At 60.1% G+C, this 23,233-nt stretch carries 23 protein-coding genes and 1 riboswitch; of the genes, 10 read left to right on the top strand and 13 right to left on the bottom strand.

All coding sequences use genetic code 11. The features are described from left to right. Together P7F28_RS22015 and P7F28_RS22010 are read right to left on the bottom strand one after the other, a co-directional pair. Positions 1 to 399: MFS transporter (locus P7F28_RS22015; RefSeq protein WP_277186825.1), on the bottom strand; the 399-nt coding region annotated here is incomplete at its 3' end. Positions 400 to 465: 66 nt separating this feature from the next. Beyond that, positions 466 to 669, bottom strand: coding sequence for a hypothetical protein (locus P7F28_RS22010; protein ID WP_370467375.1), 204 nt, complete (start codon positions 667 to 669; stop codon positions 466 to 468). A 230-nt stretch (positions 670 to 899) separates the two neighbouring features. Here P7F28_RS22010 and P7F28_RS22005 point away from each other — a divergent pair, with 230 nt between their 5' ends. Together P7F28_RS22005 and P7F28_RS22000 are read left to right on the top strand one after the other, a co-directional pair. After that, on the top strand, positions 900 to 1,289 hold the full coding sequence (locus P7F28_RS22005) for a DUF2946 domain-containing protein (protein ID WP_277186823.1): 390 nt from the start codon (positions 900 to 902) through the stop codon (positions 1,287 to 1,289). Positions 1,290 to 1,372: 83 nt separating this feature from the next. Beyond that, positions 1,373 to 3,475 (top strand): TonB-dependent receptor, encoded by a 2,103-nt coding sequence (locus tag P7F28_RS22000; protein WP_277186821.1) that lies wholly within the window; start codon positions 1,373 to 1,375, stop codon positions 3,473 to 3,475. A gap of 11 nt (positions 3,476 to 3,486) precedes the next feature. Here P7F28_RS22000 and P7F28_RS21995 read toward each other — a convergent pair whose 3' ends face one another. Then, complete coding sequence (locus tag P7F28_RS21995; RefSeq protein ID WP_277186826.1) at positions 3,487 to 4,332, bottom strand: LysR family transcriptional regulator; 846 nt, start codon at positions 4,330 to 4,332, stop codon at positions 3,487 to 3,489. 119 nt (positions 4,333 to 4,451) lie between these two features. Here P7F28_RS21995 and P7F28_RS21990 point away from each other — a divergent pair, with 119 nt between their 5' ends. The 3 genes from P7F28_RS21990 to P7F28_RS21980 all read left to right on the top strand — a co-directional run bounded on the left by P7F28_RS21990 (position 4,452) and on the right by P7F28_RS21980 (position 9,598). Then, a complete protein-coding gene (locus tag P7F28_RS21990) occupies positions 4,452 to 5,336 on the top strand; it encodes an SDR family oxidoreductase (RefSeq protein ID WP_277186820.1) in 885 nt (294 codons plus the stop codon). Between the two features lie 334 nt (positions 5,337 to 5,670). Beyond that, entirely contained in the window at positions 5,671 to 8,181 is a 2,511-nt protein-coding gene (locus tag P7F28_RS21985) for a PAS domain S-box protein (RefSeq protein WP_277186819.1), read from the top strand. Positions 8,182 to 8,227: 46 nt separating this feature from the next. Beyond that, complete coding sequence (locus P7F28_RS21980) at positions 8,228 to 9,598, top strand: CoA transferase (RefSeq protein WP_277186818.1); 1,371 nt, start codon at positions 8,228 to 8,230, stop codon at positions 9,596 to 9,598. A gap of 173 nt (positions 9,599 to 9,771) precedes the next feature. Here P7F28_RS21980 and P7F28_RS21975 read toward each other — a convergent pair whose 3' ends face one another. The 3 genes from P7F28_RS21975 to mntP form a co-directional block, all read right to left on the bottom strand. Beyond that, entirely contained in the window at positions 9,772 to 10,821 is a 1,050-nt protein-coding gene (locus P7F28_RS21975) for a MerR family transcriptional regulator (RefSeq protein WP_277186817.1), read from the bottom strand. 59 nt (positions 10,822 to 10,880) lie between these two features. Next, the gene (alr, locus tag P7F28_RS21970; protein WP_277186816.1) at positions 10,881 to 11,975 is read right to left on the bottom strand and encodes an alanine racemase; all 1,095 of its coding nucleotides are present in this window, start codon (positions 11,973 to 11,975) and stop codon (positions 10,881 to 10,883) included. Positions 11,976 to 12,102: 127 nt separating this feature from the next. Beyond that, positions 12,103 to 12,672, bottom strand: a complete 570-nt coding sequence (mntP, locus tag P7F28_RS21965) for a manganese efflux pump MntP (protein ID WP_277186814.1) — start codon at positions 12,670 to 12,672, stop codon at positions 12,103 to 12,105. Between the two features lie 9 nt (positions 12,673 to 12,681). Continuing rightward, positions 12,682 to 12,860, bottom strand: a riboswitch (yybP-ykoY riboswitch). Between the two features lie 413 nt (positions 12,861 to 13,273). On the opposite strand from mntP, the gene P7F28_RS21960 reads away from it, so the two are divergent. Further along, positions 13,274 to 14,353, top strand: coding sequence for a lipopolysaccharide biosynthesis protein (locus tag P7F28_RS21960; RefSeq protein ID WP_277186813.1), 1,080 nt, complete (start codon positions 13,274 to 13,276; stop codon positions 14,351 to 14,353). Here P7F28_RS21960 and P7F28_RS21955 read toward each other — a convergent pair. Continuing rightward, entirely contained in the window at positions 14,350 to 16,152 is a 1,803-nt protein-coding gene (locus P7F28_RS21955) for a pyrrolo-quinoline quinone (RefSeq protein WP_277186812.1), read from the bottom strand. The genes P7F28_RS21960 and P7F28_RS21955 overlap by 4 nt on opposite strands. 136 nt (positions 16,153 to 16,288) lie before the next feature. Here P7F28_RS21955 and P7F28_RS21950 point away from each other — a divergent pair, with 136 nt between their 5' ends. Next, positions 16,289 to 16,426 (top strand): hypothetical protein, encoded by a 138-nt coding sequence (locus tag P7F28_RS21950; RefSeq protein ID WP_277186811.1) that lies wholly within the window; start codon positions 16,289 to 16,291, stop codon positions 16,424 to 16,426. 29 nt (positions 16,427 to 16,455) lie between these two features. On the opposite strand, the gene P7F28_RS21945 is transcribed toward P7F28_RS21950, so the two are convergent. Then, on the bottom strand, positions 16,456 to 16,773 hold the full coding sequence (locus P7F28_RS21945; protein ID WP_277186810.1) for a hypothetical protein: 318 nt from the start codon (positions 16,771 to 16,773) through the stop codon (positions 16,456 to 16,458). A 95-nt stretch (positions 16,774 to 16,868) separates the two neighbouring features. Next, entirely contained in the window at positions 16,869 to 17,117 is a 249-nt protein-coding gene (locus tag P7F28_RS21940) for a hypothetical protein (protein ID WP_277186809.1), read from the bottom strand. Positions 17,118 to 17,247: 130 nt separating this feature from the next. Here P7F28_RS21940 and P7F28_RS21935 point away from each other — a divergent pair, with 130 nt between their 5' ends. Next, positions 17,248 to 17,616: a hypothetical protein gene (locus tag P7F28_RS21935; RefSeq protein ID WP_277186808.1), complete on the top strand. Its 369-nt coding sequence runs from the start codon at positions 17,248 to 17,250 to the stop codon at positions 17,614 to 17,616. Positions 17,617 to 17,622: 6 nt separating this feature from the next. Here P7F28_RS21935 and P7F28_RS21930 read toward each other — a convergent pair whose 3' ends face one another. Together P7F28_RS21930 and P7F28_RS21925 are read right to left on the bottom strand one after the other, a co-directional pair. Further along, positions 17,623 to 18,819, bottom strand: a complete 1,197-nt coding sequence (locus P7F28_RS21930) for an amino acid aminotransferase (protein WP_277186807.1) — start codon at positions 18,817 to 18,819, stop codon at positions 17,623 to 17,625. A gap of 21 nt (positions 18,820 to 18,840) precedes the next feature. Further along, on the bottom strand, positions 18,841 to 20,202 hold the full coding sequence (locus P7F28_RS21925) for an amino acid permease (RefSeq protein WP_277186805.1): 1,362 nt from the start codon (positions 20,200 to 20,202) through the stop codon (positions 18,841 to 18,843). A gap of 340 nt (positions 20,203 to 20,542) precedes the next feature. Here P7F28_RS21925 and P7F28_RS21920 point away from each other — a divergent pair, with 340 nt between their 5' ends. Both P7F28_RS21920 and P7F28_RS21915 read left to right on the top strand, forming a co-directional pair. Continuing rightward, positions 20,543 to 20,797: a hypothetical protein gene (locus tag P7F28_RS21920; RefSeq protein ID WP_277186804.1), complete on the top strand. Its 255-nt coding sequence runs from the start codon at positions 20,543 to 20,545 to the stop codon at positions 20,795 to 20,797. Between the two features lie 50 nt (positions 20,798 to 20,847). Further along, on the top strand, positions 20,848 to 21,009 hold the full coding sequence (locus tag P7F28_RS21915) for a hypothetical protein (protein WP_277186803.1): 162 nt from the start codon (positions 20,848 to 20,850) through the stop codon (positions 21,007 to 21,009). A 53-nt stretch (positions 21,010 to 21,062) separates the two neighbouring features. Here the strand turns inward: P7F28_RS21915 and aroQ are convergent, their stop codons facing one another. Continuing rightward, entirely contained in the window at positions 21,063 to 21,500 is a 438-nt protein-coding gene (aroQ, locus tag P7F28_RS21910; RefSeq protein WP_277186802.1) for a type II 3-dehydroquinate dehydratase, read from the bottom strand. A 65-nt stretch (positions 21,501 to 21,565) separates the two neighbouring features. Next, entirely contained in the window at positions 21,566 to 22,984 is a 1,419-nt protein-coding gene (locus tag P7F28_RS21905; RefSeq protein ID WP_277186800.1) for an MFS transporter, read from the bottom strand. Positions 22,985 to 23,233: the final 249 nt, after the last annotated feature.

The raw sequence follows: 23,233 nt of genomic DNA, 5'->3' as shown, positions 1-23,233 counted from the left end.
CTGGCCTTTGAAGGAGTCCGTAGTGATCGCCTTGGCCAGTAAGTTGGTTGCAGCAATACCGAAGCCCTGAAAACAGCGCGCGATAAGAAAGGTTTCGAGGCTCGTCGCCGCAAGCGAAAGCAGGCAGCCGATGGTAAAGACGATCAGCCCAAACGCGAGCACGCGCTTTCTGCCGTACGCATCGGCAAAGGGACCGAAGATAAGTTGGCCGATTGCATACGCGGCCATATAGCCCGATACGCTCGATTGAATCGCTTGCGGAGAAGTCGCGAAATATCGCGCCATTTCAGGCAACGCGGGCACGTAAATATCGATAGCAAGCTGCCCCGCCGAAGCGAAGAAACAGATCAGAAACAGCAGAAAACGCGGTGAATTCTGTGTGGGTTGGGCGTGGCTCATATCGGGCCTTTTAGAAGCATCGCCCGTATTGTGCCTGTCAAATCGCTAAACCGATGCAAAAGCCCTTCAGCTATGTTGATCGATCCACAAGCGCGCCCAGCGCGACGCATACGCAATCGCGTGATCGGCTTCGAAGAAATAATCGAGTGCATCGAAGCTGAACGACGCGCTTTGCGGCGACGTTTCGCGCTCGATGATCAGATTGGCCGCATACAGTCCGCTCGGCAGCGCGTGCGCGGACGGCTCGACGTCATATCCTTTGTATCGCATGAAAATTCCCATAAAAGTACGTGTCGATGCTAGTACGCGCGCATTGCATCGCCAAACAATGCTTTGGTCTTAGCTAATGAATGCACGGCCGTGTACATCTTCGATATCGACGGGACAGTATGTTGCGTACCCGATACACGGAATATTTGTCCCTTCAGGCGTGTAATCGAGAGTAATGAGATGGCATAATCGCCGCACTTCCCCGGACCTCTCTCCAAGCCCTTACGCGCATGCGCCGCCGTCTGCATCAACGAACCGGATCTCTGCTGGCATTGTTTGCCATGCTGTTGATCACGTTCGCGCCTGCGGTGTCGCAATTGCTTGCGGCGCATGCGTCTTCCGGTGAATTGACCGCCGAGTTGTGTTCGGCGCATGCATCCGCCACGTCAACGTCTTCTCAAGCGCCTGAAGATCATCACGACAGCCTCGCGCATCTCGACGGCGCGGCCTGCGGTTACTGTCACTTCTTCGCTCATGCGCCTGCTTTGCCGGGCGCGGGTATCGCGTCTGCGCTCGTTTCGCCTGCGCAGCGCGCGGTCGTTATCGCATCGATTGACGATGCACGGCGCAACGCGCCCTTCACTCACGCGCAATCGCGCGCGCCTCCGGTTCTGATCTGAAATCGTCCCTTTTTGCAGTGCTTTTCGCTGAACGTCGATAACGCAAGCGAGGCATTGTCACGACCATTCATCAGAGAAGAACCATGACCACTCATCAAAGACGTGGCGGCCTGTGCACGCCTGTCGCCCTCATCACTGCAGGCGTTTTACTGCTGTTTGCTGCGAGCGCCTACGCGCAGAGCACGACCTTGCCCGCCGTCGTGGTGCAGGGAAAAAGCGATCCATCGCTGACCACAAAGTCCGTTGCCGGTCAAAAACGCACGCTCGATCAGACCGTAGGTTCCGTCGGCTTTGTCGATGCGGACGATTACAAGGATACCTACGCATTCACATTGCGCGACGTGCTGAAGAACGTGCCAGGCGTGTTCGTGCAGAACCGCTATGGTCAGGAACTGCGTCTGTCGATTCGCGGTTCGGGCATCGCGCGCGGCTATCACACGCGCGGACTCGAAATTCTTCAGGACGGCATCCCGACCAATCTCGCCGATGGCAGCGGCGACTACTATCAGATCGATCCGCTCGCGTTGCAATCGGCGGAAGTCTATAAAGGCGGCAACGGTCTCGCGTATGGATCGTCATCGCTGGGCGGCGCAATCGACTTTCTCACGCCCACCGCCTACACCGCCGACGCGCCCAATATCGTGCGGCTCGAAGGCGGCAGTTATGGCACCGTGCGTGGCAGCGCGCAGTTCTCGCGCGTGGTCGGCCCGCTCGATTTCATCGGCACGTTTTCGGTGAATCATGCGGACGGGTATCGCGATCACGAGCGTGGTCAGTATGAGCAATTCAATGCCAACGTCGGCTATCGCTTCTCGCCGGACGTGGAGACGCGCTTCTATCTGGGTGCGTATATCGTCGATCAAAAACTGCCAGGCACACTCTCGTTGAGCGATGCCTTGAACAATCCGACCAAAGCCTCCGCGAGTGCACTTGCAGGCGATCAGGCGCGCAATACGCGCACCGAACGTATCGCCAATCGGACCACGGTTAAGCTCGATGTCGGCCAACTCGACTTCGATACGTGGGCCATCCACAAGAGTTTGTATCATCCGATCTTCCAGGCAATTGATCAGGATGGCTGGACATATGGCTTTGCACCGCGCTACACCGCGACGTTGAATCTCGGCGGTATGCGTAACGATGTGATCGCAGGCGCACGCTTTTTCGGCGGCAATACGCAGGCGCGGCAATATATCAACGTGTCGGGCAACGAAGGCGCTAAAACGCTCGACTCCACGCAAAGCGCCTATAACTACGAAGCCTATGTGGAAGACCGCCTGTTCTTCCTGCCGACCGTCGCGCTGATGACAGGCTTCAAAGCCCTGCGCGATGTACGCAAGTACGTCGATCACGGTGGTCTCGCGGCCGACCCGACCTACAAATCCACCAGCGAAACCTTCAGCGGCGTGAACCCGAAACTCGGTCTGATGTGGCAGCCGAACCGTGAAATTCAGGCTTATATCGACATCACGCGCAGTCAGGACGTGCCGGATTTTTCTGATCTCACGCAGACCTTTTCCACGACCACGCGCTTCACGCCGCTTTCATCGCAACATGCGTGGACGCTGGAATTGGGCACGCGCGGCACGCGGGATCGCTTGAGCTGGGACGTGACGGCGTATCGCTCGCTGGTGCGCGATCAGTTGCTGCAATACACGACCAACCCCGACGTGCCCGCATCGACGTTCAATGCAAACAAGACCGTGTTGCAAGGCATTGAAGCAGGCGTATCCGTCGATGTCTGGCGCGATGTCACGCGCGTGGGCGCGGGCGACAAGATCACGCTGTCGGGTCTGTGGAATCTGAGCGACTTCCGCTTCAAGGACGATCCGCAATACGGGAACAATCGCATCGCGGGCGTGCCGGTGAATGTGCTGCGCGCAGCGCTCGGCTATTCGCGGCCGAACGGGTTTCATATTTCGGCATCGGTTGACTGGGTTCCTGCTGGCGCATGGGCCGACGACGCCAACACGTTGCGCGTGCCCGGATACACGCTGCTCGGCGTGCAGGCGGGCATGGACTTCAAGAACGGCCTGTCCGTTTTCGTCGATGCACGCAATCTCACCAACAAGCGCTATGTAAGCGATATCAGCACCGTTGCCGATGCACGCACGGTGTCATCGACGGCGATCTTTTATCCGGGCGAAGGACGCAGCGTTTTTGCAGGCATGCGCTACGCGTTCTGAATCGTGGTGATTTAGTTTGGATTACCAAGCATATCGAGAAACGCCCGAACCTTCGCGCTGAGCAATCTACGCGAACTGTACAGCGCCCAGATTTCTACGGGCGCGCCTGCTTCGACGCCGAGCATCGTCAATCTTCCCGAGGCGATGTCCGGCGCAACCAGCAGGTTCGGCAGCAAACCCGCTGCCGCGCCATCGAGCACGGCTTCGCGGGCCATCAATAGCGATGAAAGCCGCAACACAGGTTGCGGTTGGATATCGACGACACGGTCTTCGACTTCGATACGCCACGTCTCACTGGCCGAGCGCGCCAGCACGACGGCGGGCATCGTCGCATCGATTGTCACTTCGAGCGACGGCGCCGCAACCAGTACGCGCCGGTCGGTGGCGATCGCGCGGCCGATCAACAATTCATCGCGATCGGGATTGACGCGAATCACGAGGTCGTAACCGTCCTGCACGGGATCAGCCAGCCGATCTTCCGCGACGATCTCCAGTTCGACCTGCGGATACGCAAGCGCAAAACGCGCCCCGACGCGCGCCAGCACCACATGCGCAAACACGATCGGCGCGCTCACACGCAATCGACCACGCGGCACGGGCGCACGCGAGGCGATCGCTTCGCCCGCTTCATCGATCTCAGCGAGCAGACCGCGCGTGCGCTCGTGCAGCGCGCGGCCTTCTTCGGTCAGGCAAAGCATTCGCGATCCGCGTTCAATCAGCCGCACGCCGAGTTGCTGCTCCAATTCCGCGATGCGGCGCGACAGGCTGGCTTTCGGCCTGCCGGTTTTGCGCGAGGCTGGGCCGAACCCGCCGTGCAGCGCGACGGCGTTGAAATCTGCGAGCGAAATCAGATCCATAATCGTTCCATTCATGAGACTGCGCGTCTCGGAATAGGGACTTTCGACGTGAAAACGGAACGATTATCGTAACAGTGCTGGCCCATTCAAGGGCCTCAACTTCCCAACGGAGATCGACCATGAGCATTCTTGTCACGGGCAGCACGGGCGTAATCGGCACGCAAGTACTCGAACATCTGTCGGGCAGCGGCGCGGAAATTTTCGCGCTGACACGCACGCCCGAGCGCGCGAAATTCCCGGCGGGCGTCACCGCCGTGCAAGGCGAACTAACCGATATCGACGCCCTGCGCCGCGCGATGAAAAACGTTAGTACGCTCTTTTTGCTTGCGCCCAACGCCGCCGATGAATTCACTCAGGCTTTGCAGGCATTGAGCGTGGCGCGCGAAGCGGGCGTTAAAGGCATCGTTTATTTGTCGGTATTCAAGGGCGAAGAATATATCGACGTGCCGCATTTCAGCAGCAAGCGCACGGCGGAAAGAATGATCGAACGCCTGGATTTACCGGCGACCATTTTGCGTCCGGCTTACTTCATACAAAACGACGTACGCCAAAAAGACGCTTTGCTTAAGCATGGCGTCTTCGGCATGGCGATCGGCGCTAAAGGAATTTCGATGGTCGATGTACGCGATATCGGCGATGCCGCCGCGCGTGAGCTTTTGCGCCGCGAGCGTGCGAGCGGCCCGCTGCCGCGCGAAACCTATGAACTCGTCGGCCCCGATGCGCTAAGCGCCGACAGCATTACCGCCATTTGGTCCGAAGCGCTCGGCCATGAAATCAACTATGGCGGTGACGATCTCGACGCACTCGAAGCGATGCTCAAATCCTTCGGCCCGCAATGGCTCGCGTACGACATGCGCCTGATGATGCAGCGTTATCAGCAAGACGGCGCGGTGGCATCGGCAGAAGAACTCGAGCGATTCCGCCGCTTGCTTGGACGCGCGCCGCGCACTTACCGCGACTTCGCTCGAGAAACCGCGAGCGAATGGGCTAAGAGTAAGGACTAACCGCTAAGGGCTAACCGCTAAGGACTAGCAGCTAAGCAGCATGTAATTTCGTTACCAGGCTTAAGCGCCTCGCTAAGGAAAGCCATAGAAAAATTTCCGATGCGAGGCGATTTTTGCTTATCGCAATGATAAAAATTCCGCTTAAAAGCCGCCTTTAAAAGGCATAAAAAAGAAAAAGTAAATCGGGACCGTCGCGCATTCCGCATGCCTTAATACACGCTTTAAAAAAATTCCTCAGACGACAAACGTTCGGCTAGAGTTCTGTGGTCAAATCCTAGTCGTTTACCGCCACGCGCTTACGATTCTTCAGCGACCGTCGAATGGAATGAGGCAAATGGATTCTCAGTACGAGGCTTCGACGCCCGAAAAAAATCTCAAGGCGGAACATAAACGGCAAGCGCATTTTCAGCGCTGGTTCGCCACGTTCGCCAGTCTCGCGCATTCGCGTCTGCCTTTGCCCGCGTATCTCCAACGAGTCACGGACACGCTCAAGGAAGTCGCGGGCGTCCCTTCTTCGGTGATCGAATGGATCGAGGGCGATGAACTGGTTTATCGCGCGGCGAGCGGTAAGGCGGCGTCGAGCATCGGCGTGCGGCTGGCGTCGGCGGGAAGTTTGTCGGGGCTGTGCATCGCGCGTCAGCAGGCGCTGATCAGCCGCAATACGGCGTCGGATCATCGCGTGGATCGCGCGGCGTGCGAAGCGGTCGGCGCGGTGTCGATGGTCGTCGCGCCGGTCATTTACGAAGGCCGTTCGGTCGCGGTGCTCAAGCTGATTTCAGGCGAGCCGGATTACTTCGGACAACCGGATATCGCCATTCTCAATGCGTTTTGCGCGTGCATTGCCGAAACCATCGCGCGCGAGGAAATCGCCGAGGAAAACCGCAAGCTGCTGCGCGAGTTCGAGACTGTGCATACGAATCTCACGGCCGAATCATCGCTGCGAATCGAGTATGAGAAGAAGCTCGCGGATGCCTTGCGCCGCCGCCGCACCGTGCTCGACAACGCGCATGTCGCGTTCGTATCGATGGATGAAGCGGGTCTGGTGGTCGATTGGAACGAGGCCGCCGTGCAGCTTTTTGGCTGGCGCATGGCGGAGGTGATGGGCCGCGAACTCGCCGATCTGATCGTGCCCGCGCGCTTCCGCGATGCGCACCGCGCCGGCCTCACGCGCTATCTCGCCACCGGCGAAGCGCGCATGATGAATCAGCGCGTGGAACTGGCCGCGCTGCGCCGCGACGGCACCGAATTCGCAGCAGAACTTACCATCAGCGAAGTGTGGTTCGACGGCCAGCGGCAGTTCGCGTGTTTCGTGCACGACATCACCGACCGCCGCCGCGCGCACGATGCGAACGAGCGTCTGCGTCTGCTGATCGACGCCGTGTCGGACTATGCCATCTGCATGCTGGATCACAACGGCATCGTGCGTTCTTGGAACAGCGGCGCGGAGGCCATCTACGGCTTCACAGCGGAAGAAGCGATTGGCCGTCATTTCGCGTTGTTCTATGTATCGGATGAACTGGGACGTGACCGTCCGAGCGATGATCTTCGTCACACCATCGACCGTGGCCGTGTCGAACATGAAGACTGGCGCGTGCGGCGCGATGGCTCGGAATTCTGGGCGCATGTGATTCTGAGCGCACTGCCGAAAAGCGGCGGACGCGAGCACGGCTTCGTCAAGATCACGCGCGATATGACCGCGCGGCGGCGGCTGGAAGAACTCGAAGCATCGAGCCGGCGCATGAATGAATTTCTCGCGCTGCTGGGCCATGAATTGCGCAATCCGCTCGCGCCCATTCGCAACGCGGTGAGCATTCTCAAGCTGAAAGCATCCGACGATGCAGACGTCGTGCGCAGCCGGCAAATCGTGGATCGGCAACTCGCGCATCTGACCAAACTGGTGGACGATCTGCTGGAAGCGGGACGCGTGAGTTCCGGCAAGATTCGTCTGAGCACCGAGATTGTCGATATCGCCGATGTTGTGCAACTGAGCGTCGAAGCCAGCCAGCCTTCTTTCGATGCGCGCAATCAACGCATCGTGATGCGCGACAGCGGGCAGCGTCTGTTCGTCAACGGCGATTCCACGCGGCTCGTGCAGGCGCTCAATAACCTGCTCAACAACGCATCGAAATTCAGTCCGACGGGCAGCACGATCACACTGGAAGTCGGTCCGCGCGGTGGCTCGGCCATGGTGCGTGTGATCGATCAGGGACGCGGGATCGCACCGCAGGCGCTGGCCATCGTGTTCGATCTCTTCGTGCAGGAACATCCGCCGGGCGCGCATCTCGATGAAGGCGGGCTGGGGATCGGCCTGACGCTGGTGCGCGCCATTGCCGAACTGCACGGCGGCCATGTCGAAGCAAAAAGCGAAGGCACCGGGCGCGGTAGTTCGTTCAGCTTATGGTTACCGCTTGCGCAGGCGCCATCGCAAATCATCGCGCCGCCTGCCGCGCCCAGGGATGAACGCGTCGAACAACTCGACGTGCTGGTGGTCGATGACAACCGCGATTCCGCCGACAGCATGACGCTGCTGGTCGATATGCTCGGCCACGCCGCGCGCGCCGCCTACGACGGTCCCGAAGCGCTCGGCCTGTTCGATCAAACGCGCCCGCAAATCGTCCTGCTCGATTTGTCGATGCCGGGCATGACGGGCTTCGACGTGATTCGTCATATGCGCGAGCGGCAGGCCAACGAAGGCCAGCGCGTGATCGTCGCGGCCATGACGGGTCTCGGCTCGGACGAGGACATGGCGCGCACGCGTGCTGCGGGCTTCGATGCGCATCTCGTCAAGCCCGTGAATCTGCCGGAACTGGAGCGCGTGCTGGCGATGGCGGGACATACGGGCTGATCGGCGCGACAATACGGGCATGTCAACCCGATGGAGCATCACGGACATGCCTTCTTTCTCCTTCGATACGCTGACGACGCTTTGGCATCTGGCGAATCTGCCCGATGAAGCGCTCGGTTTCATCGCTTTGCCGGGACAGGAACCGGTGTTTCCTTCTACCTTCGCGATCGGCACGGCGGCGCAATCGACCATTGCGGCGGCGGCGCTCGCGGCGTGCGAGCTTGCGCATGTACGCGGGGCGGATCGGCAGCGCATTTCAGTCGATATGACGCATGCGGCTGTCGAATGCACAGGCTGGTTCACGGTGGATGATAAGGAACCCGAAACGTGGGGCGCATTCTCCGGTCTCTACCAATGTGCCGATGGTTACGTGCGCATTCACGCGAATTTCGAGCATCATCAGAATGGCGCGTTGCAGGTGCTCGGTCTCGATCCCAACACCGCGACCCGTGCCGATGCCGAACGCGCCCTGCTCGGCTGGCGCGCGATCGATTTCGAAGATGCGTGCGCGGAACGCGGTCTTGTCGTCACGATGCTGCGCACCTTCGCGCAGTGGGATGCGACGCCGCAGGCTCAGGCCATCGCGAAGCAGCCGCTCATGACCATCACGCGTATCGGCGATGCGCCGCCGCGCACGCTTGCGCCCTTGTCTGTCGATGCGCGTCCGCTCGACGGTGTCCGCGTACTCGACTTCACGCGCATTCTTGCGGGGCCGGTCGGTGGCCGCGCGCTTGCCGCTTTCGGCGCGGACGTGATGCTGGTGAACTCGCCGAATCTGCCGAACATTCCCGCCATCGCCGATACAAGCCGTGGCAAGCGCTCGGCACACTTAGACCTTCTAACCGATGCGGGGCGCGACACGCTCTGGCGTCTTATCGACGAGGCGCATGTGTTTTCGCAGGGGTATCGACCAGGCGGATTGGCGGAGCTGGGCTTTGGACCGCTGGCGGTGGCGGCGCGGCGGCCGGGCATCGTTTATACATCGTTGACGGCTTATGGCACGCAAGGGCCGTGGGCCACGCGGCGCGGTTTCGATTCGCTCGTTCAGACCGCGACCGGTTTCAACGATGCCGAAGGCAACGGCAAGCCGCGTCCTCTGCCCATGCAGATGCTCGATATGGCCAGCGGTTTTTTGATGGCGTTCGGCGCGGCGGCGGCGTTGTGGAAGCAGCAGCACGAGGGCGGGAGCTGGCACGTGGAGGTATCGCTGGCGCAAACGGGGCATTGGCTGCGCGGGCTTGGGCGTGTCGATGGCGGATTGGACGCTGCCAGGCCGGATTTTGCGCCGTATTTGCAGCGCAAGGCGTCGGGGTTTGGGGACTTGAATGCGGTGCGACCTGCTGCGCGTCTTGAACGCACGCCGGCCGGATATGCGCGGCCTTCGGTGCCGCCGGGGACGTCGGAAGCGACGTGGTAGCCGGCAGTCAAATATATTTCGGACTTCTCTGGATTCAATTTCGCATTCCGTTATTTCAAACTGATGGCGGACGGATTTATCCGGACCGACCGTTCGCACTTCGGAATATTGTCCCCGCCTCGTGCGGGGAATTTTTTGCGTTGACCGTGCGTCGGGCCGTCAACGCGATCATGTTAATTGCGTTGTGTCATCGTCTGTATCGAACCGAGACGTGAGGCCACCGCCGCCCGCAAAAACCCAATCATCCGCTCATCCGCCCACGAGCCCTTCATCAACTCCGGCTCGTTCATCAATGCCGCGCGAAACTTCGCGTGCGTACGTGGATCATCGCCCGCATAGCTTCGAAATAACTCATCATGCCGCGCCGCCAGTTCGTGGCCACGCGGCGAATCAGGCGCGACACTCGCATCCAGCGCATCGCGCACATCGGCCATGAGTTGCGGCCATTCCATCGCGCGTTTGCCGTAGTTCGCGCGCAAAAACCGCATCTCTTCGGGCGATAAATACTTCTCGTAGATCGCCATCTTCGTCTCGCCGAACGCGCGGATCACGTAATCGCGCATGGCAGTCGATATGCCGATGCTCGCCTGCATCGACGGCTCCTGTTCGTGCATGCGATTGAGCTTGGCGAACAAACGCGCGTCGTTATTGGTATCGCGCGCGAGCAACGTCATCCAACGATCCGCGAGCGCTTGAGCACGCGCGTCTGCGGGCGGCACATCGGCGTCCATCAACGCGCGCACATCGGACACGAGGTCGGTCCATTCAGCAGGCTGCGTGTGCGTCTGCCGAACCATCGGCAAACGGTCGAGTTCTTCCTTCGAAAAGTAACGGTCGAACATGGTCATCATCTCCAGCGTATTGAGCCAGTCGGCCAGCGCCGGTTCTTCGCCTTTCGTCAACATGCCATGCAGCGTGTCGAGCCGCGCGCGCAGACGCGTGGCTTCGTCGATCTGCGTATCGAGCAAGGTAATCTGACGAGTAATTAGTTCGGTAAGCGAAGTATCGGGCCGGGACAGATAAGCGCCGATTTCAGCCAGCGACAAACCGAAACCACGCAACGCCTGTATGCGATGCAGGCGCGCGACGTCGTCACGGTCATAAAGCCGATAGCCGTTATCAGCGCGCGCCGAAGGCGTAAGCAGCCCGATGGCATCGTAATGATGCAGTGTGCGGACCGTGAGTCCGCTGCGTTTGGCCAGTTCTCCGACTTTGAGCAGCATAAAAAGGCTCCGTTCTTCGTTGCGCATTTCCGAAGATAGGACCTTACGCTACGTGAGGGTCAAGCGATCTGTGCTGCATCCAATCTTGACGATGCCACCACCGGCACGCGACGCGCCAGCGCGCACATCAACTCGTAGCCGATGGTGCCGGACGGCTCCGCGACCTCGTCCACGCGCACCCGCTCGCCCCACAACTCGACCGGCGCGCCGATGCCCGCGTGCGGACACGGCGTGAGATCGACGGTAAGCATATCCATCGACACGCGTCCGACGATGCGCGTACGCACGCCATCGACCATAACGGGCGTGCCGGCCGGCGCGTGACGCGGATAACCGTCCGCATAGCCGCACGCAACCACGCCGATCCGCATGGTCCGGTCCGCGCTGAACGTGCGCCCGTAGCCGATGGTTTCGCCCGCTTGCAGCGTCTGCACGCCGATCAACTGGCTTTCGAGTGTCATCGCGGCGCGCAGCGGAATGCCTTCGATATGTCGCGCGCTGCCCGTCGGCGATGCGCCGTACAGAATCGTCCCCGGCCGCACCCAGTCGCGATGCGCGCGCGGATGCCACAACACCGACGCCGAATTCGACAGCGAGCGCGTGCCGGGCAGGTCTTTCGTGGCGGCATCGAAATTATCGATTTGCCAGTCGATGGAACCATCGTCCGCGTTGGCGAAATGCGTCATCAAACCGATCTCGCCAATCGACGCAATCCCTGATGCACGCCGCCACGCGCGCACGTAATCGCCGGGACGAAAGCCCAGGCGATTCATGCCGGAATTCATCTTCAACTGGATATCGATCGGCTGCGGCGGCTTCGCGGCTTCGAGCAGATCGAGTTGTTCATCGCAATGCACGGTCACGGTCAGGCGATATCGCGCTGCCGTTTCCACGTCGCGCGCATCGAAAATACCTTCGAGCAGCAGCAGTGGACCGGTCCAGCCGAGTTCGCGCACGCGCACGGCTTCGTCGAGATCGAGCAGCGCAATGCCGTCCGCCGCCGCGAGCGCCGTAAAAATCCGTTCGATGCCGTGGCCATACGCGTTCGCCTTGATCACCGCCCACACGCGCGATGCCGCCGCCGTGCGCTTCACGAAGTCGAGATTGTGGCGAATGGCATCGAGATGGATGCGCGCGGAAATCGGGCGTGGCATGGAAACTCCTGACGAGCGATACGTGGAAATAGCGCAGAATTAGTGGATTCCGCAATCGTATCGACCGTCAGGCAGTGGTTGTTATTATATTTGCGCGATTTTTTGGCTGGTTCGACTGAACCAGGGATCAGGCGAGATAGCCGAGATGTTCGGCCAGAATCACGCTGCCGACGCCGATCAGAATTACGCCGCCGACAATCTCCGCCCGCTTGCCGATGGTCGCGCCGACCAGACGCCCGACCATCACGCCGATTGTCACCATCAGCATGGTCGCGAAGCCGATGGTCGCGGCGGTCGAGAAAATATCGACATCGATAAAGGCGAGGCCCGCGCCGACCGCCATCGCGTCGATGCTGGTCGCGAAACCCGTGAGCGCGAGCACCCAGAACGAATGCGATTTCGGCTTCTCGTCATCCTCTTTGGCCTGACCGAAGCCTTCGCGGATCATGCGCGCGCCGAGCAGCCCGAGCAGCCCGAACGCGATCCAGTGATCCCACGCGGTCACGTATTGCGCGGCGGCGCGGCCCAACGCCCAGCCGACCAGCGGCGTGATCGCTTCGATCACGCCGAAGATCAGGCCTGTCTTGAGCGCCTCCGCGATGCGTGGTTTATGCAGCGTCGCGCCCTTGCCGACCGCAGCGGCGAAGGCGTCGGTGGACATGGCGAAAGCGAGAAATAGTGTGGAGGCGAGGTTCATTCGTAGCGCTCAGGCCGGGCAAGACGGAACGACAGAACGCGCCGCCCGGCCTTCGGGCGCATTCCGTCGATGGTCTTGCCAACCTTGATGGCTGCGCGTGCCACGGTCACATGTGTTGGTGACCGAGTGTGTTGACACGCGCGCTTTCCAAAATGATGGAAAGCCGGCTACTCCCCAGCGAAGAACCGTGACTTTACCATGGGTTGCGATGCAGACAATTCCATCGCGTGATGAAACTAAAACGCGTGTCTTTTAATTGTCATGTTTCGACCGATTCGATTTATTTCGCCATGCTTAAATATGGAGAATGGTGACGCGAGTATAGAGAACCACACTCGCGATTCGATTACCCCATTTAACCGCCAACCCGTCAATGCCGGCGATTATGGCTTGATTATCCGGTATAGCGCGGTCTATATTGCCCTTCGCACGATCCATCCCAATCCTCATCAAGCGGCCGAATAAACGGTTGTGAGCCGCGTCGTGCCTGTCGATCAGCGCCATCGCAAATCAATCTGGATTCCAGATAATCTCACTGCGCACGTCGCGTTAATTCAATCGCGGGGAATATTTCGAGGCTTCGATTCACGAAGCATGCACGATGACATTCGCTCGTTTTATTCGCATCGTTTTAAGTTTTCAAATCGCCGCTATTTCGATTTTTATCGCGTCATGCGGTGGCGGTTCTTCCGATGACACCACGCCCGCTTCCATCGACAATGCGCGGCGGCATTCGTCATCGCCGGTATCGGGAAGCTTGTTTTATGGCGTGAACGGTCATAACGGTTATGGCAGCGTCTACCGCTCCACACCGCAATCGACTCAGCTTGCGCAACTCAAAGACCTCGGCATGAAGGTTTACCGCAACGAAGTGTTCAGCGCTTCCAGCGCGTCCGATATCGGCGCACTCGCGAACACAATGGCCGCCGGCGGCGTCACCGTATTTCCTGTGCTGCTGATGGATGTGGGCTTTGGCAGCACCTACAACTTTCCCGATGAACAATCCGCCTATAACGCCGGTTATACGCTCGGGCGGCAAACCGGCGCGCAGCACTTTCCGTATTACGAAGTCAGCAACGAACTCGGCGCGCAATGCCTCACCGGAAATGTCGATGGCGTGCGTATCACCGATTACGACAATCGCAAATTCCAGACGGCGCGCGGCGTGATTCGCGGCATGATCGCCGGTATTCGTTCAATGGATTCGAGAGGCAAAATCATCATCGGCGCGGATACATGGATGCATTACGCGTTTGATCAAATGCTGGCGAATGGCACGCAGCCGGACGGCACGAGCGGACATCCGGTGGTGACGTGGGACATTACCGCGTGGCACTGGTTTTCGGATCAGGGCGATATCACCAACGCGTGCGGCGGCACGGGTTGCTATAACGTGATCGGCGCGCTGCACGCGTTCGGCAAACCGGTGTGGATCACCGAACTCGGCGTGCGTCCGAGTTTCGGCAATTCAACGCAAGCCGGTGCTTATCTCGCCAATGACATGCTTGGCGGCATGGTGTCGATTGCATCGCAATACGATATTGAAAGCGTGCAAATTTACGAGCTTTACGATGATCCGCCTGGCGGCGAAGGTCCATACGGACTGCTGCTCAACGACGGTCTGACGCCCAAACCCGCATACGCCGATGTTAAGCAATTCATCGCCTCGCATCCGCGCTAATGGCTCAATAAGCCAAACACGCCGACGCCGTTTTTCGTGCCGACATAAACCTTGCCGTTCGCGATCATCGGCGTGATGAATTTATTTCCTTGTCCGAACTGATCGCGCGCGCCCGCGGCCTGATTGCTGTTGTACAACTCGCGCGCGAGATTGCCCGCATCGTAGGCGTGCAACACAGCGACTGTGCCGTTTTCCACCGCCCACACGATACCGTTCGCCGCGCCATTCGCCGATACGCTCGGCGTCGCGCCCGGCGAGCCGAAGGTGTTGGCAGTCTTGCTCGCGGGCGTCGTCGATAACGCGGCGTTGGTGATCGAAAACGCCTTGATGCTGTCGCCGATCGAGCCGAAATACACCGCGCCGTTGAAGTACGCGGGCATCGCGAACATCGGTCCGGTGATCTGGCCGACGATCTCCTGATACAGATGGTCGGCGTTCGAATCGAACTTGCCCATCGAGTCGCGATTGACGACGTAGATCACCGAATTCTTGCCCGCGCCCAGCGCCAGATGATGCACGGCGCCGCTGGCATCGGCGAGATCGGGGAGCACGAGCGCGCCGCCCGAGCCCAAATCTTCGTCCGCATTCGATTCCGCCACCGTGTCCGATGCCTCGAAATAGTCCGTCACGCTGAGTGCGGGCGATGTGCCGAGCTTCAGAAAGCCGTTCCCGAAGTCGTTGTGGATCGGCATGCTGTTGCCGTCAAGCGTGGCGTCGAAGGTGCCGTTGGCATCGAGAAAATAGATCGATGCGCCGTCGGAGGCGAGGCCCGCGCCGCTCATCCAGATCGCGCCCATCTGACCGTTGGGCGTCAGATTGAGCACGCTCGCCTGCTGCAAGGTCGCAGCGTTATAGCCGATCACCCAGCCCGTGTACGGCAGGATGTCGCAATGCGAAGTCCACGCCGTGTAGACCACGCCGTTGAGCAGCAACAGCGAGGCGCGCTCGGCGTACTGGCCGGGATCGAAGCTGAGCGTGCCGTTCTGGCTGCCCGAGCCGGTGCCGGGATAGGTCGCGGTGATATCGGTCGGGCCGTTGAAGAGTTCCGCGCCCGTGGTGAGATCGAGCGCGTGGAGGCGCTGGTGATACGCGCCCGCGCCGTCCTTCGACATGCCGACCACGTACATCGCGCCGTTCGCGCCGCGCGTGCGGTCGATCACCGGCGTCGCCGTGATGCCGATTGTCGGCGTGATCTGCGGACAACTGTGGTCATCGCTGGGCGTTTCGCCGGATTTAAGCGTGGTGGTTTTCCAGAGCACGGTGCCGCTGTCGGCATCGAACGCGTAGACGCTTGCGTTTTCGGTGGCGACATACAGCACGTTGTGCGCGCCGCCCGCAATCGTCATATTCGATAAAAACAGCGGTTCGGCGTCCACCGCACCATCGACGGAAAAGACGGCAAGCTTGCCGAAGGTCGTGGAATTGACATTGGCGGGCGTGAGCACGGTTTCCGCAAGCTGCTGCCCCGTTCTGCCGATGTCGTTGTGGTACGTGGCGACGTCCATCGAATGCGTCACGACCGTGGGGCTGGTGCTCGTGCCGGTGCCCGGTGATGTGCCCGTTGAAGTACCCGATGACGTACTCGAGGAAGTGCCCGAAGCGCTTGCCCCGCTGCTTGCGGAAGCGCCAGTCGAAGGACTCGATGCCGCCGTCGCGCCGCCGCCGCTGCCAGAAGTTGTCGCCGTCGAATCCGTGTTCGATCCACCACCGCCGCTGCATCCCACAGCAATCAACGAAGCAGCGATAGCCGAAGATGCCAGAAGAAGCGCGATGTTACGACCCGTGAAATGCGCGACCATGCGCCCTCCACTTCTAAACACCCAATTTCGAGACAACCCTCAAAGTTTATTTTGTTGCGGCGCGACATCGCGTGCTAGTATAGGGTTATTACCTAGGTAGTTAACCTAGTTCGCTGACAACATTGAGGAATTCGCCATGAGCATCATCGCCGCCACCACCAGCCCGCTGTTCACCCTTATGTTCGACAAGCTCTACGTCGCCGTGCGTGACGCGCTTAAGGCCCGCGCCAAAGTCGCCGCATTGATGGCCGGCGCCTACCGCCTCGGCAAGTAAGGCACAGGCTCAAAGAGGCACAAAGAGCATCAAAGCGGCCAGCGTCCGCCGTGCACGTTGGCCATCGGTGTATCTGAAAGCAGCGCGGCTTTCAGATCGCTGCGCTCGGAAAAACGCGGCGCGTCGAGCCAGATCAGGAAGTCGTCGCGCCAGTTGCCCCACGCGTTTTCATCGAAATCGAAGTCCTCGTCGAGACGGCCGTTGTCGCGCAAATACGCGCCCACGACTTGCCGGCCGTTCCAGTAGGCGACGGTGACATCGGTGAGATCGGCGGTCACGCCGCGCGGAAGATCGCGCAGCAACATCGCGACATGCGCCCTGAACGATGTGAACTCGGTCGGTCTCATCTCATGCTCCGCGTGAAAACGTGCGTAAAAAATGAAATGCGCGCGGCCATTCTTTTCATGCGGGCCGCTCGCATCGAAGGGCGATCCTGCCGGCATTACCCGAACGCGCCCTTGTTCAAATCCTGCTCGAAATCCGCCACCCACTTCGTGCCGTGGCCAATGCGGTATTCGCGTTGCTTCAACGTCGATTGCCGCACGATCGTCACATGACCCTGCAACGGATAGACATCGTCCACTACGTCCGACAGGTCCGTTTCCTGCACAAGAAAGTCTTCTTGATTCAGCCGATGGCGTGCCAATATCGCCAGAAAACCCGCTTTTTCATCCGGTGCGATGACTGACATGGCGGCCTCCCGAATCGACTCAGGCTTCATTCAAGGTAGCACATGCACCGGCGTTTCGCGGGCTTATTGATTCGCGCACGCGGCATGGCGCACGTGCGTCGAAACGACAGGTTTGACGGAGCGATAACGGATGAAACACCGTACGATTCTTTCGATTTTCACCGCCGCGTGCGTCTTTTCTGCAAGCGCATACGCCGACGACGGCACACCGTGCGGCACGCTGGAAAGCGCATCGGGTTCGAGTTTCGCGCTGAAGGAAGGCGAACACGTCGACTTCCGCCACGGCGATGCAGTCACGCACGGCGTGCTGCATGTCTATCGCGACGTGCAGGTGTATCGCGTGTATTGGCAGCCGGAGGGAAAGAGCGAGCAATACATACTCGCGAATGCGGGAGAAAGCAGCGTGCGCCTGATCGCGACGCCGCCGCGCGGTGCGCCGGTCGACGCGGGACCGGGTGCGCTGCCGACGCAGCGCGTGCTGTCCTGTCCCGCGTTTTGAAGCAATTTACTTAGCCAGCACCTTGCCGATGGCGTCCGCCGTGATCTGCACGTTGCTGTCGTTCAGACCGGCCACGCACATGCGGCCCGAACGCAGAATATAGACGCCGAATTCTTCCTTCAGCCGATCCGCCTGTTCCGCGACCAGACCCGTGTACGTGAACATGCCGCGCTGCTTGATGTATCGCGTGAGCATTTCGCCGCGCACGTGATCCTTCAGGCCGTCGTGAATCGCCTGGCGCATGCGCGCGATGCGCTGGCACATCGACGCGAGTTCCTGCTCCCACATCTGCTTGAGTTCAGGCGTGTTCAGCACATGCGTGACGATCTTCGCGCCGTGCGTCGGCGGATTGCTGTAGTTCGCGCGCACCGCGCTCGTGAGTTGACCGAGCACGCGGTCGGCTTCGGCGGCGTCATCGCAAATCACGTGCAGACCGCCGCAACGCTCGCCGTACAGCGAGAAATTCTTCGAGAACGAATTGGCGACGAAGGCCGGAACACCGCGACGGCCAAGTTCGCGCACGGCGAAGGCATCGTCGTCCAGACCCGCGCCGAAGCCCTGATACGCCATATCGACGAAGGGCAGCAGATCGCGCTTTTGCAGCACATCGATAATCTTGATCCACTGCGCTTCGTCCAGATCGACGCCGGTCGGGTTGTGGCAGCACGCATGCAGCAACACGACACTCTTCGCCGGCAATTTATCGATGGCATCGAGCATGGCATCGAAACGCAGTCCGCCGGTGGCTTCGTCGTAATACGGATACGTGTTCACTTCGAAGCCCGCGCGCTCGAAGATAAAGCGATGGTTTTCCCACGTCGGATCGCTGACCCAGACTTGCGTGTTCGGGAAATAGCGCTTGATGAAATCCGCGCCCACTTTCAACGCGCCCGATCCACCCAGCGTCTGCACGGTAGCAATGCGGCCCGCCGCGCGCGACGGGTTGTCGTTGCCGAACACCAGCGCCTGCACGGCATCGCGGTAATGCGCGAAACCGGCCATCGGCAGATAGGGTTTCGGGCCGAGTGTCTTGAGGATGGACAGCTCGGCTTCGCGCACGGCCTGCATCACGGGCAGACGGCCTTCGTCGTCGAAGTAGATGCCGATGCTCAGATTGACCTTGTTGGTGCGCGGGTCCTTCTGGAAGTTTTCGTTCAGCGACAGAATCGGGTCGCCGGGGTAGGCATCGATATGTTCGAACATGGTGTTTATGTCAGACGTGGGTCAGGGGGCGCGTTGGCCCAGAGATTTGAGATAGTAGCCGATTCCCAGCACTGCCAGCCAAACCGGGATCAGCAACGCCGACAGCCGCATGCCCGGCGTCTCGTACGTCACCCACACGATCAGCCCGACAAACGCGAGGCACAGATAATTGGTGATCGGATAGCCGAGGCTCTGAAACGCCGTGCCGAACCCCCGCGCACGCTTTTCGCGCCGGAATCGCAAATGGATGATGCTGATCATCGCCCAGTTGATGATGAGCGCCGACACCGCGAGGCTCATCAGCATGCCGAACGCGCGGCCCGGCACGAAGTAATTGATCAGCACGCACGCCGCCGTCACCATCGCCGATACCCCGAGCGCCATCAGCGGAATGCCGCGTTGGCTGATCTTGAGGAAGGCGCGCGGCGCATTGCCTTGCTGCGCGAGGCCGTAGAGCATGCGGCTGTTCGCATAGACGCCGCTGTTGTAGACGGAAAGCGCCGCCGTCAGCACGATCACGTTCAACACGTTCGCCACCAGCGAGCTATTTAGTTCGCGGAAGATCAGCACGAACGGACTGCCGCCCGTCGCCACCTTGTCCCACGGATACAGCGACAACAGCACGCCCAGCGCGCCGATATAAAAAATCAGAATGCGGTAAATCACCTGATTGGTCGCGCGCGGAATGCTGCGCGACGGATCTTCCGCCTCCGCCGCCGTGATGCCGACCAGTTCCAGCCCGCCGAACGAGAACATGATGACGGCCATCGACATGACAAGACCGTTGATGCCATACGGAAAGAATCCACCGCGTTGCCAGAGATTCTCCACGCTCGCCTGCGGTCCCGCGTGACCGGACATCAGCAAATACGCGCCGAATCCGATCATGCCGAGAATCGCCGCGACCTTGACGATGGCGAACCAGAACTCCGTCTCGCCGTACGACTTCACGCTGGTCAGATTGATGGCATTGACGATTACGAAGCACGCCAGCGCCGATACCCAGGTCGGCAGGCCCGGCCACCAGTACTGCATATAGATGCCGACCGCCGACAGCTCCGCCATGCTGACGAGGATATACACCGCCCAGTAATTCCAGCCGGAGATGAAGCCCGCCGCGTGGCCCCAGTATCGATCGGCAAAATGGCTGAACGAACCGGCCACCGGTTCATCGACGATCATCTCGCCGAGTTGCCGCATGATGAAAAACGCCATTAGCCCGGCGATCGCATACCCGAGCAACACGGAAGGTCCGGCCAGCTTGATGGTTTCCGCGACGCCGAGAAAAAGCCCCGTGCCGATCGCTCCGCCCAACGCGATAAGTTGAATATGGCGGCTTTTCAAACCGCGCCTGAGTGATACGTCCTTGCTGCCAGAAACCATGTCGATGCCTGCGTGACTGCGAAATGAACTGCGAGAAAACCCTGAGCCGCCCGCCGTGACGTTCGCGCAACGTTTGCGTCAAAAAAAGCACGAACTGTTGTTTTTTTGCGCGAACGTTTTACCGAAGTGAATTTTGCGGCGCGAATCGATTGCGGAGAAAGACGCAATTTTACCGTCTGCCGCCCGCAAAGCCTTGATGGCAGCCATTGTCACGATCACGTCACCTGCGCATGCGCCAAGCAGCAGACGATATAAGGCCGGAATAAGGGGTTATTCGGAGGATTGAATTGTGTCGTCTGGCGGCAAAATTCTTCCCATGCACTCAAAACGGGGAGTTGACATGTTTCAGACGATGGAAGGAAACGCCAGGCCGCATCGCACGGAAGGTTTCGAAGGCGAGCAGCACGAAAGCCAGGCGGACCTGATGCGCGCGCTGCAAGTGGCATCCGATGCAGTCATGCGGCTGGCCGGCCGCGTAGGCGGTGATCCGGACGCGATGCGCAGCCACCACGACGCCATCGAACTGAAGCGGCAACACGCCATCGCCGATGCGCTGATCGCGCGTTTGCTGGCGATGCCGGCATCGGCACTCTGAAGTTCTCGCACGCAACACGGCACGACACACGCACCACTCGGGAAGCAGAAATGAGCTACTTGACCATCATCCTGGCTATCTGGGCAATCTGCGCGATCTGCGCGGTTCTCTTCGTTCGCGGCGCTTCCCTGCGCGACGAACTGGCGACGCCTTCGCCCGAACGCGACGTGCGTCGCGGTGTGGCATCGAATGAAGTTGGCCATACGGCCTGAAAGCCTGAATGATGGCAACCGGCGCGCGGCCTCGCGCGCCGGCTTTGAAAGCCTTACTTGATTGCCGCCACCGCCGCGCGCAATCCCAGCAGATAGCTCTCCACGCCGAAGCCCGAAATCTGCCCCTTCGCAATCTCCGCGAACACCGACTTGTGGCGGAACTCCTCGCGCGCATGCACGTGCGACATATGCACTTCGATGATCGGCGCTTTCAGAATGGCGAGCGCATCGCGGATGGCGTAGCTGTAATGCGTCCACGCGCCCGCGTTGATGACGATGGCATCGACATTTTCGGTGAAGGCGCGGTGAATGCGCTCACACATCTCCCCTTCGATGTTGGTCTGATAGCACTCCACGTCCACGCCCAATTCCTTTCCGAGCGCCGCAAGCTGTTCGTCGATCTGCGCGAGCGTCGCGGTGCCGTATTGCTTCGGATCGCGCTTGCCGAACATATTGAGGTTGACGCCATGCAGCGTCAGGATCTTTGCCATGACTTTTCCTTGCTTTTTAAAGTGAAAACGAATCTGCGCTCGCGCACGATTCTAAGCGCACACGCTCAAGAACCACGCGTATTGGCGATCGATTCCGCCCGCAGCCGCTCATATTCCCCGTGCTCCACCGGCCGCGCGCCCGGCTCGCCCAGCTGATTCAGCGGAATGCGATACGTCTCCCGCGCGCTCCACGCCGCAATCGCCGACACGATGGTCACGCCCAGCGTCAGCGAGCCGATCACGATCGGAATATTGGTGGCCCCCGGCGGCGCGACGCTGGCGAACAGCGCAGGCAGCAGCGCCGTGATCGTGGTGCCGACGTTTTGTGCAATCGCCATCGCGGAGACGCGCGTGCGGGTGGGGAACAGTTCCGGGTAATAGCTCGGGAAAATCGCGTTATAGCCTTGATACACGATGCCCCACATCAACAGCGACGCGACGATCGCCAGTCCGACGTTGTGAATGCTGATCGCGTACAGATAGAAATACGACAGCAGGCCCGACGCCAGCGCCCCGACGATAATCGGCGGCTTGCGCCCGATCTTGTCCGACAGATTGCCGACGAACGGAATCACCAGCACCGCGATGATATTGCCCGCCACCGGAATCCACAGGTACACGCTCTTCGCAAATCCGACGCCGTAAGCCGGCTGAACGGCATAGGCCGCGCCGAAAATGGTGGCAACGACGGGAATCACATTCATCAGCGCCATGCAGACGACGCGGATCATGTCGGACAGGTTGTACTTGAACGCATCGACAATGGGCGAGCGCGGGACCGTGCCTTTCTCGCCTTCCTTCTCGAATGCGGGTGTTTCGTGTACTTCGCGGCGGATGATGTAACCCGCGACCAGCACCAGCGCCGAGAGCAGGAACGGAATGCGCCAGCCCCACGCGTTGAACGAATCCTCGGGCATGTAGTACGCGAGCGGCAGGAACACGGCGGCAGCGAGAATCTGTCCCGCCTGCACGCCTTGCAAGGTGAAGCTGGCGAAGAAACCGCGTCGTCCGAAAGGCGCGTGTTCGAGAATCATCGAACTGGCGCCGGAGATTTCGCCCGCGACCGCAAAGCCCTGCACGAGACGGAGTACGACGAGCAAAGTCGGCGCGAGCATGCCGACGCTGTGATACGTCGGCAGCAGGCCGACCGCCATCGTCGAAAAACCCATCAGGAACATGCAGAGCACGAGGACATTCTTGCGGCCGTGGGTATCGCCCAGATGGCCGAGCACGAATGCGCCGATGGGCCGCGCCACGTAACCCACGCCATAGGTCGCCAGCGACGCGACGATCGCCACTTTCGGATTGCCGGACGGAAAAAACAGTTGCGGGAAGATCAGCGCGGCGGCCTGCGCGTAGATAAAGAAGTCGTAGTACTCCAGCGCCGAGCCGATCCAGCCGCTGGCCGTGGCCTTCTTGGTCTGCTTGTGATGCTCGGCGTGCGACGCGCCTTGCGCTCCGCCAGGAAGCGAGTTCGTATCCATGAGATCTCCGTTTTTTGAGCCGCGCGGGCGACTTTGTTTTGCGTCTTTCATGATCGTCGCTGAATCGCAAGCTTTCGATGAGGCAAAACCCGCGCGCGGGAGCCGATGCACGCTCATTCAACAGCGCGTTAAATAATTGGCGTCAGTACAATTCCCTTCGACCCTCGCGCACTCAAGATTCAGCCCGTTTCAGCCGTAAACACACCCACCGGCGCTGACGATTCGCGCCGTCCTCCATTTTCTTTGACT

Origin of the sequence: Caballeronia sp. BR00000012568055, assembly GCF_029439455.1 — a bacterium.
Taxonomy (GTDB): Bacteria; Pseudomonadota; Gammaproteobacteria; order Burkholderiales; family Burkholderiaceae; genus Caballeronia.
This window is presented reverse-complemented; position numbering and strand designations above follow the sequence as displayed.